This window comes from Streptomyces sp. NPDC051921 (genome assembly GCF_040680975.1).
In the GTDB taxonomy this organism is placed as follows: Bacteria; Actinomycetota; Actinomycetes; order Streptomycetales; family Streptomycetaceae; genus Streptomyces.
Genome location: NZ_JBFAXU010000004.1, coordinates 330,581 through 348,499, shown reverse-complemented (window position 1 = coordinate 348,499; position 17,919 = coordinate 330,581). Strand labels below are relative to the sequence as shown.

General features: G+C 72.2%; 13 protein-coding genes. All 13 read right to left on the bottom strand.

Annotated features, from left to right (window positions below; translation table 11 throughout):
• Positions 1–6: 6 nt before the first annotated feature.
• Positions 7–261, bottom strand: a complete 255-nt coding sequence (gene rpmA / locus AB0M16_RS08180; protein WP_030494090.1) for a 50S ribosomal protein L27 — start codon at positions 259–261, stop codon at positions 7–9.
• 14 nt (positions 262–275) lie between these two features.
• Complete coding sequence (gene rplU, locus AB0M16_RS08175; RefSeq protein ID WP_365340082.1) at positions 276–596, bottom strand: 50S ribosomal protein L21; 321 nt, start codon at positions 594–596, stop codon at positions 276–278.
• Positions 597–784: 188 nt separating this feature from the next.
• A complete protein-coding gene (galU, locus tag AB0M16_RS08170) occupies positions 785–1,696 on the bottom strand; it encodes a UTP--glucose-1-phosphate uridylyltransferase GalU (RefSeq protein WP_365340080.1) in 912 nt (303 codons plus the stop codon).
• A gap of 92 nt (positions 1,697–1,788) precedes the next feature.
• Positions 1,789–5,550, bottom strand: coding sequence for an Rne/Rng family ribonuclease (locus AB0M16_RS08165; RefSeq protein WP_365340078.1), 3,762 nt, complete (start codon positions 5,548–5,550; stop codon positions 1,789–1,791).
• Between the two features lie 229 nt (positions 5,551–5,779).
• Positions 5,780–6,571, bottom strand: coding sequence for a TIGR03936 family radical SAM-associated protein (locus AB0M16_RS08160; protein WP_365340076.1), 792 nt, complete (start codon positions 6,569–6,571; stop codon positions 5,780–5,782).
• Positions 6,572–6,696: 125 nt separating this feature from the next.
• On the bottom strand, positions 6,697–7,956 hold the full coding sequence (locus AB0M16_RS08155) for a hypothetical protein (RefSeq protein ID WP_365340074.1): 1,260 nt from the start codon (positions 7,954–7,956) through the stop codon (positions 6,697–6,699).
• A gap of 70 nt (positions 7,957–8,026) precedes the next feature.
• Positions 8,027–9,955: a TIGR03960 family B12-binding radical SAM protein gene (locus tag AB0M16_RS08150; RefSeq protein WP_365340072.1), complete on the bottom strand. Its 1,929-nt coding sequence runs from the start codon at positions 9,953–9,955 to the stop codon at positions 8,027–8,029.
• A 52-nt stretch (positions 9,956–10,007) separates the two neighbouring features.
• Entirely contained in the window at positions 10,008–11,525 is a 1,518-nt protein-coding gene (locus AB0M16_RS08145) for a CYTH and CHAD domain-containing protein (RefSeq protein WP_365340070.1), read from the bottom strand.
• Positions 11,526–11,566: 41 nt separating this feature from the next.
• Entirely contained in the window at positions 11,567–12,766 is a 1,200-nt protein-coding gene (gene rodA / locus AB0M16_RS08140; RefSeq protein WP_365340068.1) for a rod shape-determining protein RodA, read from the bottom strand.
• Between the two features lie 3 nt (positions 12,767–12,769).
• Complete coding sequence (gene mrdA, locus AB0M16_RS08135) at positions 12,770–15,019, bottom strand: penicillin-binding protein 2 (RefSeq protein ID WP_365340066.1); 2,250 nt, start codon at positions 15,017–15,019, stop codon at positions 12,770–12,772.
• Between the two features lie 19 nt (positions 15,020–15,038).
• Positions 15,039–15,704, bottom strand: a complete 666-nt coding sequence (mreD, locus tag AB0M16_RS08130; protein WP_365340064.1) for a rod shape-determining protein MreD — start codon at positions 15,702–15,704, stop codon at positions 15,039–15,041.
• Positions 15,701–16,726 carry a rod shape-determining protein MreC gene (gene mreC / locus AB0M16_RS08125; protein ID WP_365340062.1) on the bottom strand — a complete coding sequence of 342 codons (1,026 nt, stop codon included), beginning with the start codon at positions 16,724–16,726 and terminating at the stop codon, positions 15,701–15,703. Before mreC ends, mreD begins: the two co-directional genes overlap by 4 nt.
• 124 nt (positions 16,727–16,850) lie before the next feature.
• Positions 16,851–17,870: a rod shape-determining protein gene (locus AB0M16_RS08120; protein WP_046905593.1), complete on the bottom strand. Its 1,020-nt coding sequence runs from the start codon at positions 17,868–17,870 to the stop codon at positions 16,851–16,853.
• Between the last annotated feature and the right edge of the window lie 49 nt (positions 17,871–17,919).

Here is a 17,919-nt window from a genome sequence, read left to right as displayed (position 1 = left end):
TTCCGATCAGGCGACCGGAACGATGTTCACGACCTTGCGGCCACGGAAGGTGCCGAACTGCACCGAACCGGCCTGCAGGGCGAACAGCGTGTCGTCGCCACCGCGACCGACACCCGAGCCCGGGTGGAAGTGGGTGCCGCGCTGGCGGACCAGGATCTCACCCGCGTTGACGACCTGACCGCCGAAGCGCTTCACGCCGAGCCGCTGGGCGTTGGAGTCGCGACCGTTCCGGGTGGACGATGCGCCCTTCTTGTGTGCCATTGCTCAGTCCCTCTTTACTTCGCGGCCGTCGGGATGGACGTGACCTTGATCGCCGTGTACTGCTGACGGTGACCCTGGCGACGGCGGTAGCCGGTCTTGTTCTTGTAGCGCAGGATGTCGATCTTCGCGCCCTTGGTGTGGTCCACGACCTCGGCCAGCACCTTGATGCCCGCCAGGACCCACGGGTCGCTGGTCACGGCGTCGCCGTCGACGACGAGCAGGGTCGAGAGCTCGACCGTGTCGCCAGCCTTGGCGGTGGAAATCTTGTCAACCTCAACGATGTCGCCGACAGCAACCTTGTGCTGGCGACCACCGCTGCGCACGATGGCGTACACGCGGATCTCTCTCTCACTCGGTAATGGGGACCTCTGACGCCAGCCGCCCACACGCGGGCCCAGGGGGCCTGCGGCGATCCGGATCGGACGAGCGGCCTCTCCCGGCGGACCGGGAGGGAGGTGCTCAGAGGTGCGGCATGTCAGTCGACACGCCGACGGTCTAGGTTACGGGCGGCGCCCGTAAGGGGTCAAATCTCGGCGGTCTCGGCGACGAAGCCCTTGAGCCAGGCGCGGAAGTCCGGTCCGAGGTCCTCGCGCTCGCAGGCGAGGCGCACGATGGCCCGCAGGTAGTCGCCGCGGTCGCCCGTGTCGTAGCGGCGGCCCTTGAAGACGACACCGTGCACGGGGCCGCCGAGCCGGTCGTCCGCCGCCATCTTCTGGAGGGCGTCGGTGAGCTGGATCTCGCCGCCGCGACCCGGCTCGGTCTCGTTCAGGACGCCGAAGACGGCCGGGTCCAGGACGTAGCGGCCGATGATCGCGTAGTTGCTGGGCGCCTCGGACGGCTCCGGCTTCTCGACCAGGCCGGTGATCCGCACGACGTCGGCGTCGTCGGCCGGCTCGACGGCCGCGCAGCCGTACAGGTGGATCTGCGCGGGGTCGACCTCCATCAGCGCCACGACGCTGCCGCCGTGCTCGCCGAGGACCTCCAGCATGCGGGCGAGCAGCGGGTCGCGCGGGTCGATCAGGTCGTCGCCGAGCAGCACCGCGAAGGGCTCGTCGCCGACGTGCGGCTGCGCGCACAGCACGGCGTGGCCGAGGCCGCGCGGGTCGCCCTGGCGCACGTAGTGCATGGTCGCCAGCTCGCTGGACTCCTGCACCCGGGCGAGGCGCTCGTCGTCGCCCTTGCGGGTGAGCGCCTCCTCCAGCTCGTAGTTCCGGTCGAAGTGGTCCTCGAGCGGACGCTTGTTCCGGCCCGTGATCATCAGGACGTCCTCGAGCCCTGCCGAAACCGCCTCCTCCACGACGTACTGGATCGCCGGCTTGTCGACGACGGGCAGCATCTCCTTCGGCGTCGCCTTCGTGGCGGGAAGGAAGCGCGTGCCGAGACCGGCGGCGGGGATGACGGCCTTGCGCACGCGGGGAGCGGGGGTGTTGTTCATCGGGCTGGTTCCTGGTTCCGATCCGGGGTGAATGCCGTGTGGACCGTCCTCGGCGGAAGGACGGTCCACACGGGTCGCGTCAGGGGACTGGGTCAGTCCTGCGCGGGAGCGGCGGTCTTCTTGGCGGCCTTCTTCGCCGTCGTGGTCTTCTTCGCCGCGGTCTTCTTGACCGCCGCCGTCTTCTTGGTGGCGGCCTTCTTCGCCGTGGCCTTCTTGGCGGTCTTGCGAGCCGTCTTCTTGGCCGGGGCGGGGGCCTCGGCGGCCTCCTCCGCGGACTCCGCCGGCTCCGCGGACGCCACCGGCTCGGCCGGGGCGGCGGACGCCACCACGACCACGGCGGCCTCCTCGGCACCGGTCGGCGAACCGGCCGGGGCGGTGGCCTTGCGGACCACCCGGCGGCGGGCCTTCGGCGGGGCGGCCACGGGGGCCTCCTCGACGACGGGCTCGGCAGCCGGCTCGGCGACCGGGGACTCCACGACGGCGACCGACTCGACGACCGTCTCGGCGACGGCCTCGGCGGCCGGCTCCGAGGTGGCGGTCACCGGGGCCGTGGCCTTGCGGGTGGCACGGCGACGGGTACGCGGCGCGGGGGCGGCCTCCTCGGCCACCGGCGCCGGTGCCGGCTCCGCGACCGGCTCGGCCACGGGCTCCGCGACCGGGGCCGGCTCGGCCTTGGGCTTCGGCTCCGGGACGACGACCTCGAAGGTCTCCGTCTCGGTCACGACCGGCGAGGCGGCGGGCGCCGACACCCGGCGGGTGGCCCGGCGGCGGCCACGGCCACCGCGCGAGGCGGCGGCCTCGGCCTCGGCGACGCTGCCGTACAGCTCCTCGTCCGCGCCGATCGGCTCCGGCAGGGCCACGGGGGCGGCGAGCTCCGCCGCGACCTCGGCGGCGGTCTCGACCTCGGCCTCGGCCGGGGCCTCCGCCTCGGCCAGGGTCTCGACGGCCTCGTGCTCGTGCTCGTGGACGTGCTCGGCGCCGCCGCGGCCGCGCTTCTTCGAGCGCTTGCCGCCGCCACCGCCACCGTGGGTGGCGGGCTGCTCCATGTGGACGATGACGCCGCGGCCGTTGCAGTGGACGCAGGTCTCCGAGAAGGACTCCAGGAGGCCCTGGCCGACCCGCTTGCGGGTCATCTGGACCAGGCCGAGCGAGGTGACCTCGGCCACCTGGTGCTTGGTGCGGTCGCGGCCCAGGCACTCCAGGAGGCGGCGCAGCACCAGGTCGCGGTTGGACTCCAGGACCATGTCGATGAAGTCGATGACGACGATGCCGCCCAGGTCGCGCAGGCGCAGCTGCCGGACGATCTCCTCGGCCGCCTCCAGGTTGTTCCTGGTGACGGTCTCCTCCAGGTTGCCGCCCTGGCCGGTGAACTTGCCGGTGTTGACGTCGACGACGACCATCGCCTCGGTCTTGTCGATCACCAGCGAGCCGCCGGACGGCAGCCACACCTTGCGGTCCAGCGCCTTCATCAGCTGCTCGTCGATGCGGTACGTGGCGAAGACGTCGACCTCGCTGGTCCACTTCGACAGGCGGTCGGCCAGGTCGGGCGCCACGTGCGAGACGTAGCCGTGGATGGTCTCCCACGCGTCGTCGCCGCTGACGATGACCTTGGAGAAGTCCTCGTTGAAGATGTCGCGGACGACCCGGACGGTCATGTCCGGCTCACCGTAGAGGAGGGTCGGAGCGTTGCCGTTCTTCGCCTTCTTCTGGATCTCCTCCCACTGCGCCTGCAGTCGCTCGACGTCACGGCGCAGCTCGTCCTCGCTCGCGCCCTCGGCGGCGGTGCGCACGATGACGCCCGCGTCCTCGGGGACGATCTTCTTGAGGATGGTCTTCAGACGCGCACGCTCGGTGTCGGGGAGCTTGCGGCTGATGCCGGTCATCGAGCCCTCGGGCACGTACACGAGGTAGCGGCCCGGCAGGGAGACCTGGCTGGTGAGACGGGCGCCCTTGTGGCCGATCGGGTCCTTGGTGACCTGCACCAGGACCGACTGGCCGGACTTGAGGGCGGCCTCGATGCGGCGCGGGCCGTTGCCCATGCCGAGCGCCTCGAAGTTGACCTCGCCGGCGTACAGGACGGCGTTGCGGCCCTTGCCGATGTCGACGAAGGCGGCCTCCATGGACGGCAGCACGTTCTGGACCTTGCCCAGGTAGACGTTGCCGACGTAGGAGGTGGCCTGCTCCTTGTTGACGTAGTGCTCGACGAGCACGTTGTCTTCCAGGACGCCGATCTGGGTGCGCTCGCCGTTCTGGCGGACGACCATCACGCGCTCGACGGCCTCGCGGCGCGCGAGGAACTCGGCCTCGGTGATGATCGGGACGCGGCGGCGACCCTGCTCGCGGCCCTCGCGGCGGCGCTGCTTCTTGGCCTCCAGACGGGTCGAGCCCTTGATGGACTGCACCTCGTCGCTCGGCTCGGCCTTCTCGCGGGCCGGGCGGGGCTCGCGGACCTTGACGACCGTGCGGACGCCGTCCTCGTCGGTGCCCTCGGCCTCGGCGGCGCCCTCACCGCTGCGGCGGCGACGGCGACGGCGACGGCGGGAGCTGCTGGAGCCGCCGAAGCCCTCGGCCTCCTCGGACTCCTCCTCCTCGGACTCCTCGCCCTCCTCGGCGTGGAGCTCCTCGGCCTCGTCGGCCTCCTCACCCTCGGCCTCGGCGAGCTCTCCGCGGCGACGGCGACGGCCACCGCGGCGGCGGCGCCGGGACGGACGCTCCTCGTACTCCTCGGTCTCGTCGGTCTCGCCCTCGTCCTCGACCTCGGCCTCCGCCTCGGGGGTGGACTCGACCTCGGGCTCGTCGGCGACGGTGGCCGGGACGGGCTCGACGGCGACGGGCTCGCCGCGGCGGCGGCGGCGACGGCGGGCGCCGCTCTCGACGCGCTCGGCGACCTCGGCGACCTCGGCGACCTCGGCGGTCTCCTCCTCCTGCTCCTCCTCGACGGCCTCCGCGGCGGCGATGGCCGCGGCGGTCTCCGGGGTCTGGAACATGGGCTCGGTGAAGACCGGGGCCTGGAAGACGGCGACGGCCGGACGCGCGGCGCGGCGGGCGCGCGGGGCCTCCTCGGCCTCGGCGGCCGGCTCGGCGGTGAACTGCGGCGAGGCGGCACGGCGGCGGCCACGGCCGCGGGTGGCGGCCTGCTCGGCGGCGGCGACGTCCGCGGCGTGCGAGGCGATCGCCTCGACGGTGTCCTCGGGCAGCGACTCGCCGGAGGTCTCCGCGGCGATCTCGGCGGCGGCGTCCGCGGTCACCTCGGGCGCGCTGGCCCTACGGGTGGCACGGCGGCGGGTACGCGGGGCCGGGGCGGCCTCCTCCTCGGCCGGGGCCTCCACGGCCGGGGCCTCGGCCGCCGGGGCCTCGACGGGCTCCGGGGAGGTCACGGCGCGGGTGGCGCGGCGGCGGGTGCGGGGAGCGGGCGCCGCCTCCTCGGCGGCCTCGGCCACCGGGGCGGGCTCCGCGACGGGGGCGGCCTCGGCGGCCGGGGCCTCGGCCTCGGGGGCCGCGGCGGCGCGGGTCGCGCGGCGGCGGGTACGACGGGCCGGGGCGGCCTCCTCGGCGGCGGGCGCCTCCTCGGCGACCGGAGCGGCCTCGGGAGTCTCCACGGCCTCGGCGGGCGCGGCGGCGGGGGCGGTGGCCTTGCGGGTGGCACGGCGGCGCGGACGCGCGGGCGCCGGCTCCTCGGCGGGCGCGGCCTCGGCGGCGGGGGCCGCGACGGCCTCCACGACCTCGGCGGTGTCGGCACCTACCTCGGCGGTCACCGGCGGACCGGCGGGCCGGGAGGCGGCACGGCGACGACGACGCGGCGGCAGCTTGTCACCGGGCGCGTTGTTCTCGTTCTCTTCGTGCTGTTCGAGCATGCGGGCGGTTCTCCCGTCACGCTCCCGGGCGCCGCGTCCGGTCCGGCGGCACGGACGCGCGGGAAGCGCGGTGCCGCCGTCCGGGGCGCGGGCGCCACACGGGAGCTCTATGTCTGGCTCGCCGGTTCCGTACGCCCTGTGCGTACGGCCTGGCGAAAGTCTCCTGGTGGGTGCGCTGCCCGACCCAGGTGGCTCCCGAGTACCAGGGCGGCGCTACAACGACCGCTCCCTACGCGGTACCCGCACCCGGCGCCGTCGCTGAGGCGGTCGCGGCGGCCGTGGGTGGAGCGGCCTTGACTGCCTCGCGGTCGGGCGCGAGCGGGTCGGTCACCGTGCCGGACTCCTCGTCGAAGAGCCCCTGCGCCAGCCTGGTCACCGCAGCGGGGACCGGCGGCGCCAGGTCGGCCACAGCTCGGAGACCGGACAGGACGTCGTCGGGTCGCACGGCAGGTGTCACGTGCCGAACAACCAGCCGCAGTATCGCACAGGCGCTGTCGAGCGGCCTATCACCCTGGGGATCGCCCTGGGCGGGGGCCGCGGTCAGCTCCACTACGGCACCGCGGGTGTCGAAGGTGCGCAGACCGTTCTTGGTCTTGCGCTGTACTTCCACGGTCTCGGCCGCGAGAAACGCGTCGACGGCCTTCTGCGCCTCCTCGATGTCCACACCGTCGAGCCGCAGCTCCCACACGGAGGCGGTGAGCCGGTCGGCGAGGCCGGAGGTCCGGACCTCGACGGCGTCGACGATGTCGAGACCGCTCGGCATGGACTCGTCGAGCAGGCCCCGCAGGGTCTCGGGATCGCGGGTCTCGGTGAGGGCGATCTCCAGGTATTCGGCCTCGGAGCCCGTACCCGTCGGGGCGGCGTTGGCGTACGACACCTTGGGGTGCGGGGTGAACCCGGCCGAGTACGCCATGGGCACCTCGGCACGGCGCAGCGCGCGCTCGAAAGCGCGCTGGAAGTCACGGTGGCTGGTGAACCGGAGGCGGCCGCGCTTGGTGTAGCGCAGTCGGATGCGCTGCACCGCCGGTGCGGGCGGCGGGCCTTCGGGCTGTCGCTTGCCCAGTGGTTCTTCTCCTCGGTGCGGAGCGGGCGCGGGGGGCGCGCCGCCCTCGAAATGCGGTGGGTGTCCCGGGGGTCCCGCCCGGCTCACCCCCGCTGCTGCGGGGAGATCTCGGGTGCGGGCGCCGCGCCGGGGACGTTCGTTGTACTACCCAGAGTACGCGCCCGGGCCACCTGTGGTTCCCCGGGCCGTCCGCCGACCAGGGCCCGCCAGGCGTCCCGGCGGGCCTGCGTGACGGTGGCACGGGCGGAGGCGAGCGCGGCCCGCGCCGCCCTGCGGGCCTCGGCGGCGGACCGGCGCGCCGGGGCCCAGACGGAGTCGCGCATCCAGTGCCCGGCCGGGGTGCACACCTCGCGGTACACCCAGGCGGCGGGGCGCGCGACCAGGTTGCGCGCCAGCCAGGCGAAGGGGCGCGCGACGAGGTGGCGCGCCGCCCAGACCAGCGGGCGCGCCACGAGGTTCCGGGCCAGCAGGGCGAGACCGCGGCCGACGGCCACGGACACGAAGCCGGCGGCCCGCCAGCAGATCGCGAGGGCGTCGCGAATCTCACGTCCGAGGGGCGTGAGGATCCGCCGCCACAGCCAGGCCGCGGGCAGGGCGATCCCGTACGTGACCAGCGGCACGATCACGTACCGCCATGGCCACACCAGGAGCACGGTGCCGAGTCCCGTCACTCCGGCCGCGATCCCCCGCCCGAGTCCGGTGAGCACCCAGGCCAGGGCGCGCGCCGAACGGGTGAGCAGCCACACCGTGCCCCGGCCCGCCGGGGCGAGCACCCAGCGGTGGAGCCACCGGGCGGGGGCGACCGCCCCGTACCGCCACAGCACCGCGCCGAGCGGTGCGAGCACCCGCCCCAGCAGCCAGTCGGCCGGGACGGCGATCCCGTAGCGGGCGACGGGCACGACCACGTACCGCCAGAGCGCGACGAGCGGCCAGGCCACCCCCTTCGCGATCCACCCGACGAGCAGCGCGACCCCCCGGCCGAGCCACGCGACCCCGACGCCCACGCCCCGCAGGCCCCGTCCGAGCCCGCGCCACAGGACGCCGGACACCCGGGTGACGCCGCGCCACACCGTCGCGCCCGCCCAGGCGATCCCCCGGCCCGTCGGGGCCAGGACACGGCGCCACAGCCAGTGGGCGGGGCGGCGCACCGCGTGGTGGAGGAGCAGGACCAGGCCGCGGCCCGCGGGGCGGATGAGGGCGCGCTCGAGGAAGCGACCGGTGACCTTGAGGGCGTCCCAGGCCATGCGCACCGGGAGGATCAGGACCAGCACGACGATGCGCACGGGGATGCGGATCAGCGCGTGCGGGGGCGGCGGGACCGGGGCCGGCGTTTCCGTGCTCATGACCACAGGGACGCGGACGGCCCGGCGGAGGGTTCACCCTCCGCCGGGCCGTCGCCAGAGCGTTATGCGGCTACTTCTTGACCGTGAGCGGGAGCAGCTTCTTGCCGGTGGGGCCGATTTGAATGGCCGTGTCCATCTGCGGACACACGCCGCAGTCGAAGCACGGCGTCCAGCGGCAGTCCTCGACCTCGGTCTCGTCGAGCGCGTCCTGCCAGTCCTCCCAGAGCCAGTCCTTGTCGAGACCGGAGTCCAGGTGGTCCCAGGGCAGGACCTCCTCGTAGGTGCGCTCGCGGGTCGTGTACCAGGCCACGTCCACGCCGAACTCGGGGAGGGTCTTCTCCGCGCACGCCATCCAGCGGTCGTACGAGAAGTGCTCGCGCCAGCCGTCGAAGCGGCCGCCGTCCTCGTACACCGCGCGGATGACGGCGCCGATGCGGCGGTCGCCGCGGGAGAGCAGGCCCTCGACGATGCCGGGCTTGCCGTCGTGGTAGCGGAAGCCGATCGAGCGGCCGTACTTCTTGTCGCCGCGGATCTTGTCCCGGAGCTTCTCCAGGCGCGCGTCCGTCTCCTCGGCGGAGAGCTGCGGGGCCCACTGGAAGGGGGTGTGCGGCTTCGGGACGAAACCGCCGATGGAGACGGTGCAGCGGATGTCGTTCTGGCCGGAGACCTTGCGGCCCTCGGCGATCACGTTCATCGCCATGTCGGCGATCTGCAGGACGTCCTCGTCCGTCTCCGTCGGCAGGCCGCACATGAAGTACAGCTTCACCTGGCGCCAGCCGTTGCCGTACGCGGTGGAGACGGTCCGGATGAGGTCCTCTTCCGAGACCATCTTGTTGATGACCTTGCGCATGCGCTCGGAGCCGCCCTCGGGGGCGAAGGTGAGACCGGAGCGGCGCCCGTTGCGGGTCAGCTCGTTGGCGAGGTCGACGTTGAACGCGTCGACGCGGGTGGACGGGAGGGACAGGCCGATCTTGTCCTCCTCGTACCGGTCGGCCAGGCCCTTCGCGATGTCGCCGATCTCGGAGTGGTCCGCGGAGGAGAGCGAGAGGAGGCCGACCTCCTCGAAGCCCGTGGCCTTCAGACCGCGCTCCACCATCTCGCCGATGCCGGTGATGCTTCGCTCCCGCACGGGGCGCGTGATCATGCCGGCCTGGCAGAAGCGGCAGCCGCGGGTGCAGCCGCGGAAGATCTCGACGGACATGCGCTCGTGGACCGTCTCCGCGAGCGGGACGAGCGGCTGCTTGGGGTACGGCCACTCGTCGAGGTCCATGACGGTGTGCTTGGAGACGCGCCACGGCACACCGGACTTGTTGGGGACGACACGGCCGATGCGGCCGTCCGGCAGGTACTCGACGTCGTAGAACGCCGGGATGTACACGGAGCCGGTCTTGGCCAGGCGGAAGAGGACCTCCTCGCGGCCGCCCGGGCGCCCCTCGGCCTTCCACTGGCGGATGATCTCGGTCATGTCGAGCACGGCCTGCTCGCCGTCGCCGATGATCGCCGCGTCGATGAAGTCCGCGATCGGCTCGGGGTTGAAGGCGGCGTGGCCGCCGGCGAGCACGATCGGGTGGTCGACCGTCCGGTCCTTCGACTCCAGCGGGATGCCGGCGAGGTCGAGGGCCGTGAGCATGTTCGTGTAGCCGAGCTCGGTGGAGAAGCTCAGGCCGAAGACGTCGAACGCGCCGACGGGGCGGTGGCTGTCCACGGTGAACTGGGGCACGTCGTGCTCGCGCATCAGCTCTTCGAGGTCCGGCCACACGCTGTAGGTGCGCTCGGCGAGGACGCCCTCGCGCTCGTTCAGTACCTCGTAGAGGATCATGACGCCCTGGTTGGGCAGGCCGACCTCGTACGCGTCCGGGTACATCAGAGCCCAGCGGACGTCGGCGGACTCCCACGGCTTGACCGTGGAGTTCAGCTCTCCACCGACGTACTGAATCGGCTTCTGCACGTGCGGGAGCAGAGCTTCGAGCTGCGGGAAGACAGACTCGGCAGCAGACATCTCGAACCTTCGTGAGCTGGCAGGGGGGCGACTCTCAAGCGTACCCCGGTGCTCAGTGGCTCAGCGCCGCCCGGATTCTCGGGGCCGAGGCCCGCTTCCAGGCCGCGGGGAGCTCCCGCTCGCCGGCCAGGGCGGCGGCTTCCTCGCGTCCGTACAGAAGGCCCCAGGTGAAGGCGGTCTCACCGGCCTCGTGGGCCTGGACGGCGATCTCCCGCAGCGCGGTGCGGGCGACCACGCTGTCCTGGTGCTCGCCGAGGAGCGACTGGACGGCCTTCACGCGCTTGGCGAACCGCTTCGCGGGCTTGCCGAGCGTGGGGCGGGCGGCATCGGCGGCGTAGCGGGTGCGTTTGGCGGCCTTGCGGGCGGCGTGCAGGGCGAGGTCGCGTTCCTGGCCGGGGTCGAGCGCGAGGGCGTGCTCGACCCGTCGGGCGAGCCGGTCGAAGTCCTTGAGGACGGCGCGGGCGAGCACGTCGGGGGCGTCGCGTCCGGCCGCTTTGCGCAGCGGCGGATCGGCCAGGAGGGCGTCGAGGGTGTCGAGGAGCGTGAGGTGGCGAGGGGAGTCCAGCGCGGCGAGCGCGGTGCGCCGGGCGTCGTCGGCGCGGCGCGTGCTGCGGATGCGCAGCCGGGCGCGGACGGGGCCGAGGCGAAGGGTGTTCGGCAGTTCGTCGAGCCGGGCGTCGAGGCGCGCGGTGAGCACCTCCTCGTCGCGGGCGGCGCCGAGCTCGCCGGCGAGCCACTTCAGCTCGTCGCCGACGCGGTCGGTGACGCCGCGGTCGAGCACCTTGCGGTACGACTTGAAGGCGCTGCGCAGCCTGCGGCAGGCGACGCGCATCTGGTGCACCGCGTCGGGCAGGTCGCGTCGGACGGCGGGGTCGAGCGCGACGATGGCGTCGATCTGCTCCCGTACGTAGGCGAGGACGGCGTGTCCGGCGGTGCCGGGCTCCGTGGGCCCGTCCGGCCGCGGGGGTGTGCCCGCGCCCGTCTCCTCCAGGGCTCTGGCCAGCTTCGACGGTGATGCCGACGGGCGGATGCCGGCCTTCTTCAGCTGCTTCTCGACGGTGTCGAGGAGTGCCTCGTCGGCGCCGTCGGCGAGTTCGACCTCGATCTCGGTCCAGGTGGCTTCGCCCGTTCCGGTGAGGCGGTCGGCGTGGACGGTGTCGACGGACAGTTCGGCGAGGGGGCGGCCTTGGTCGTCGAGCAGTCGGCGGACGTCGCGGGAGGAGCGGAGGCGGACGACGGGGACGACGGGGGCGTGCCGGACGCGGGAGCGCAGGAGCCCCGCCAGGGAGGCCGGGAGGGTCTCCGAGAGCGGGGCCCTGATCTCGTCGCGGATGCCGGAGGCGACGGGGAACTTGAGGTGCCAGCCCTCGTCCGCGCCGCCGGTGCGGCGGCGGAGGGTGAGGGCGTCGGCGGCGAGCCGCAGGTCCCGCGTGTCGTAGTAGACGGCGTCGAGTTCCGTGACGCCCTCGTCCCACACGGCGGCCACGCCCCCGGTGCCGACGAGGTCCGGGACCGCCGTCTTCGCCGTGGCCTCGTACTTACGCTCGATCTCGCGTTTCGTCTCCGCCATGAGACGAATCTAGACGCGAACGGGACGGAACGGCAGTGCACCTAGGCCGTTATCGGTCGCTGCACCCTGATCGACTGGAGCAGTCCGATCGCCACCCAGACGGCGAACATCGACGAGCCGCCGTACGAGACGAAGGGCAGCGGCAGGCCGGCGACCGGCATGATGCCGAGCGTCATGCCGATGTTCTCGAAGGACTGGAAGGCGAACCAGGCGATGATGCCGGCCGCGACGACCGTGCCGTACAGCTCGGTGGTCTCGCGGGCGATGCGGCAGGCGCGCCAGAGGATGACGCCGAGCAGGACCAGGATGAGGCCCGCACCGACGAAGCCGAGCTCCTCCCCCGCGACGGTGAAGACGAAGTCGGTCTGCTGCTCGGGCACGAACTGGCCGGTGGTCTGCGAGCCCTTGAAGAGGCCCGAGCCGAGGAGCCCGCCGGAGCCGATGGCGATCCGGGCCTGGTTGGTGTTGTAGCCGACGCCGGCCGGGTCGAGGTCGGGGTTGGCGAAGGCGGCGAAGCGGTTGATCTGGTACTCGTCGAGCATGCCGAGCGTGGTGACGAGGACCGCGCCGAGGACGCCCGCGCCGATGAGGCCGAGGACCCAGCGGTTGGAGGCGCCGGAGGCGAGCAGCACGCCGAGCACGATGACGGCCATGACCATGACCGAGCCGAGGTCGGGCATCAGCATGACGATGCCCATGGGCAGGGCGGCGAGCCCGAGCGCCTTGGCGACGGTGCGGTGGTCGGGGTGCACCTGGTCGCCCGCGTCGACCTTCGCGGCCAGCAGCATCGCCATGATCAGGATGATCGTGATCTTGACGAACTCGCTGGGCTGGAGCGAGAAGCCGCCGCCGATGACGATCCAGGCGTGCGCGCCGTTGATGGTCGCGCCGAGCGGGGTGAGCACGGCGAGGATCAGCAGGATCGAGAGGCCGTAGAGGAACGGCACGGCCCCGCGCAGGGTGCGGTGGCCGAGCCAGATCGTGCCGATCATCAGGGCGAGGCCGATGCCGGTGTTGAGGACGTGCCGGAACAGGAAGTAGTACGGGTCGCCCTGGTTGAGCTCGGTGCGGCCGCGGGTGGCGGACCACACGAGGAGCGAGCCGAGGAACGACAGGGCGAGCGCGGACAGCAGGATCGGCCAGTCGAGCCGGCGCAGCACCGAGTCGCGGGCGGTGAGCTTGGCGAAGGTGCCGCGTTCGGGTGCGTAGCGGGAGACGGAGAAGCCGTGGGGTGCGGTCATCGGTCAGAGCCTCCCTCGGTGGGTGGCGGGCGGGCCCGCGAGTTCCTGTGGGTCGTCGTCCGGCTTCTTCGCCGGCTGCGTGGGGTCCTGCGTCGGCTTGGTGGCGTCGGCCTTCAGCGGGTCGTTCGGGTCGACCTTCTGCGCCTCGGGGTCGTACGGCGTGATCCGGGGCGCGTCGATGGAGCCGTCGGCCTCGATCTTCGGCAGGGTCTTCTGCGGCTGCGGCAGCAGGGCCCGCTTCAGGTCCTGGTTGCCGGCGTCGTCGAGTCCGTAGAGCGCGTCGTAGATGTTGCGCACGGCGGGGCCGGAGGCGCCGGAGCCCGTACCACCCTGGGCGATCGTCATGACGATCGCGTAGTCCTTGGTGTAGGTGGCGAACCAGGAGGTCGTCTGCTTGCCGTAGACCTCCGCGGTACCCGTCTTGGCGTGCATCGGGATCTTGTCCTGCGGCCAGCCGCCGAACCGCCAGGCGGCCGTACCGCGGGTGGCGACTCCCGCGAGGGCTTCGTCTATCAAGTCGCGGGTCTCCGGGTTGAACGGCAGCTTGCCGTGCGACCGGGGCGCGATCTCGGTGACCTTCTTGCCGTCGGCGCTGACGACGGCCTTGCCGACGGTGGGGTTCCACAGGGTGCCGCCGTTGGAGATGGCGGCGTAGATGGTGGCCATCTGGATGGGGGTGACGAGGGTGTCGCCCTGTCCGATGGAGTAGTTGACCGAGTCGCCGGCGCGCATCAGGTTGCCTTCGAGGCAGTTCTCGTACGACAGCTGCTGGACGTACGTGCCGCCCTTCTTGCCGTACTTGCACCACCAGTCCTTGTTGGCCTCCCAGAACTTCTGCTTCCACTGGCGGTCCGGGACGCGGCCGGTGACCTCGTTGGGGAGGTCGATGCCGGTCTCGGCGCCGAGGCCGAACTGATGGGCCGTCTTGTAGAACCAGTCGCCGGGGTTCTTCTTCGGCTTCATCCCGCCGTCCCTGATCCACTGCTGGTGGGCGAGGGCGTAGAAGACGGTGTCGCAGGAGACTTCGAGGGCGCGGCCGAGGCTGATGGGGCCGTGGTTCTGCGACTCGAAGTTCTTGAAGACCTGGCTGCCGATGGAGTACGAGCTCGTGCACGGGTAGCGCCCGTCGAAGTCGTAGCCCGCGTTGACGGCTGCGGTGGTCGAGATGACCTTGAAGATGGAGCCGGGGGCGGCCTGGCCCTGGATGGCCCGGTTCAGCAGCGGGAAGTTGGAGTCCTTGCCGGTGAGGGCGGCGTAGTCCTTGGCGGAGATGCCGCCTACCCAGGCGTTGGGGTCGTAGTCGGGCTGTGAGGCCATGGCGACGATCCGGCCGGTCTTCGTCTCCATGACGACGACGGCGCCGGCGTCGGCCTTGTAGTTCTCGTTGGTGTTCTTGTCGAAGGTCTTCCGGGCCTCGACCATCGCGTTGTGCAGCTCCCATTCGGCGACCGCCTGGACGCGGGCGTCGATGGAGGTGACGACGTTGGCGCCGGGCTCGGCGGGGTCGCTCTTGGCCTGGCCGATGACCCGGCCGAGGTTGTCGACCTCGTAGCGGGTGACGCCGGCCTTGCCGCGCAGCTGCTTGTCGTAGGTGCGCTCCAGGCCGGAGCGGCCGACCTGGTCGGAGCGCAGGTACGGCGAGTCGCTGTCCTTGGCCTTCTCGATCTCGTCGTCGGTGACGGGCGACAGGTAGCCGAGGACCTGCGAGGTGCGGGACTTGCCGGGGGCCGGGTAGCGGCGCACGGCGGCCGGTTCGGCGGTGATGCCGGGGAAGTCCTCGGCGCGCTCGCGGATCTGCAGGGCCTGCTGGGTGGTGGCCTCGTCGGTGACGGGGATCGGCTGGTAGGGCGAGCCGTTCCAGCAGGGCTTGGGGGTCTTGGAGTCGCAGAGCCGGATCTTGTTGATGACGTCGATCGGCTTCATGCCGAGCACGGCGGCGAGCCGGGTGAGGACGGCCTTGCCGTCGTCCTTCATCTTCATGAGCTCGGTGCGCGAGGCGGAGACGACGAGCCGGGTCTCGTTGTCGGCGAGCGGGACGCCGCGGGCGTCGAGGATGGAGCCGCGCACGGCGGGCTGGACGACCTGCTGGACGTGGTTGCTCTTCGCCTCGTCGGTGTACTCCTTGCCGTTGCGGATCTGGAGGTACCAGAGGCGTCCGCCGAGGGTGAAGAGCAGGGAGAAGACGAGGACCTGGATGACGACGAGCCGGATCTGGACCCGGGGGGTCCGTCCGGTCTCGGGGATGTTGCTCATGCTGCCGTTGCCCCCTCGGTCACAGTCGCTTGACTCCCTTGATGCGTCCGGCGCGTGAGGCGCGGGTCCGGGCGGCCTTGACGCGCAGGCCGCTGCGCTGGGTGCCGATCCTCAGGCCGGTGCCGGAGGAGAGCCAGCCGGAGGCGACGTCGGCTCCGTTCGTCCCGGCCTCGGCGAGCGGGTCGTTCTCCGCGCGCCGGGCGAGCGCCATGATCAGCGGCACGGTGAAGGGCGCGAGGAGCAGGTCGTAGAGGGCCGCGGTGAAGAGCAGGAAGCCGAGGCCGACATGGCGGGCGGCGGTGTCGCCGACGAGGGCGCCCACGCCCGCGTAGAGCAGGGTGGAGCCGAGCGCGGCGACGACGACCACGGCCATCGGACCGGAGGCGGACTTCAGCCGGCCGTTCTCGGGGCGGGCCAGTCCGCAGAGGTAGCCGACGACGCAGAGCACGAGGGCGTAGCGCCCGGCGGCGTGGTCGGCGGGCGGGGCGAGGTCGGCGAGGAGGCCGGCGGTGAAGCCGACGAGGGCGCCGGTGACGTGTCCGTACGCGAGGGCGAGGCCGACGACGGTGAGCAGGACGAGGTCGGGGACGGCGCCGGGGAGCTGGAGGCGGGCGAGGACGGAGACCTGGACGACGAGGGCGACGACGACCAGGACGGCCGAGAGGAGGATGCGGTTGAACTTCACGGTGTCTCCCCCTGGTCCTGCGGCTGCTGGGTCTCCTCGGGCTTCAGCGCGGGCTGGTCGCCCGACGGCTGGGCCTGGTCGGGCTTCTGGCCGTCGCTCTGGGCCTGCTGTCCGTCCGGGGGCGGCGGGGTGACCGTGACGGTGACGGTCGGCGCGGGCTTGGGCTTCTGCGGCAGGACCATGTCGCGCGGGTCGGTGCGCGGGGCCTGGACGACGACGCCGACGATGTCGAGCTTGGTGAAGCCCACGTACGGGCGGACGTAGATGTTGCGGGTCAGTCCGCCGCCCGAGGGGTCGACGCGGACGACCTCGCCGACGGGCACGCCGGGCACGAAGGGCTTGTCGGCCTGCGAGCCGAAGGTGACGAGCCGGTCGCCGGGCTTCACCTTCGCCTTGCCGTTGAGGAGCTGGACGAGCAGCGGGCCGTCGCCCTGCCCGGTGGCGAAACCGAGTTCGTCGGTCTTCTCCATGCGGGTGCCGACGGTGAAGTCGGGGTCGTTGGCGAGCAGCACGGTGGAGGTGGAAGGGCCGACGGTGGTGACGCGGCCGACCAGTCCGGCGCCGTTGAGCACGGTCATGTCGCGGCGGATGCCGTCGCGGGCGCCGACGTCGATGGTGACGGTCCATGAGAAGCCCTGGGCGGCTCCTATGGCGATGACCTCGGCGCCCTTGATGCCGTACTGGCCGGCGCCGGCGGTCTTCAGCATGGCGTCGAGCTCGCGCAGCCGGTTGCGGTTGCGGTCGTCGCTGCCGAGCTTGGCCTTGAGGGCGGCGTTCTCCTGTTCCAGTGCGGCGATGCGGTTGTGCCGCTCCCCGGAGTCGCGAACCGCCCCTATGGCGTTGCCGATCGGGTCGACCGCCGAGGCGACTCCGTTCTCGACGGGACCGAAGACCGCGGCCGCGGCCTGTCGGGCACCGTCGACCGGCGACTCCTGGCCTCCTCGGATGTCCACCGTGATCAGTGCGAACGCGATGGCGATCAGCAGCACCAGGAGCAGCCGGCTCTCTCGTGTGTCCCTCACGTGCGGCGGCCGTGCCCTTCCTCGAATCGACAGGGGGGTGACAGGGCCCCGGGCCGGGGGCCCGGGGGTGGATGGAGTTGTCCGTGCGGTGGTGCGGTCGTGCGGTGGTACGGGGCTCCGCCGGTCAGCGGCGCGGCTGGGCGTCGAGCACCTGCTGCAGCGCCTCGAACTCCTCGACGCACTTGCCGGAGCCGAGGGCCACGGAGTCCAGCGGGTCCTCGGCGATGTGGATCGGCATGCCGGTCTCACGGCGCAGGCGTTCGTCGAGGCCGCGCAGCAGGGCGCCGCCACCGGTGAGAACGATGCCGCGGTCCATGACGTCACCGGAGAGCTCGGGCGGGCACTTGTCGAGGGTGGTCTTCACCGCGTCGACGATGGCGTTGACCGGCTCCTCGATGGCCTTGCGGACCTCGGCGGCGGAGATGACGACCGTCTTGGGCAGGCCGGAGACCAGGTCGCGGCCGCGGATCTCGGTGTGTTCGTCCTGGTCGAGGTCGTAGGCGGAGCCGATGGTGATCTTGATCTGCTCGGCGGTGCGCTCACCGAGGAGGAGCGAGTACTCCTTCTTGATGTGCTGGATGATCGCGTTGTCGAGCTCGTCGCCGGCCACCCGGATGGACTGTGCCGTGACGATTCCGCCGAGGCTGATGACGGCCACCTCGGTGGTGCCGCCGCCGATGTCGACGACCATGTTGCCGGTGGCCTCGTGGACCGGGAGGCCCGAGCCGATCGCCGCGGCCATCGGCTCCTCGATGATGTGCACCTGACGGGCGCCGGCCTGGGTGGAGGCCTCGATGACGGCACGGCGCTCGACCCCGGTGATGCCCGAGGGCACGCAGACCACGACGCGCGGGCGGGCCAGGTAGCGGCGCTTGTGGATCTTGAGGATGAAGTAGCGGAGCATCCGCTCCGTGATCTCGAAGTCGGCGATCACGCCGTCCTTGAGCGGGCGGACGGCCACGATGTTCCCGGGCGTCCGGCCGATCATCTTCTTCGCCTCGGCACCGACCGCCAGGATGCCGCCGGTGTTGGTGTTGATGGCGACGACGGACGGCTCGTTCAGAACGATGCCTCGACCCCTGACGTACACCAGCGTGTTGGCGGTCCCGAGGTCGACAGCCATGTCACGGCCGATGAACGACATTGAGTTCCCCTTGTTTCCCATGAGGATGCGTCGGGCCTTCCCTATCGGA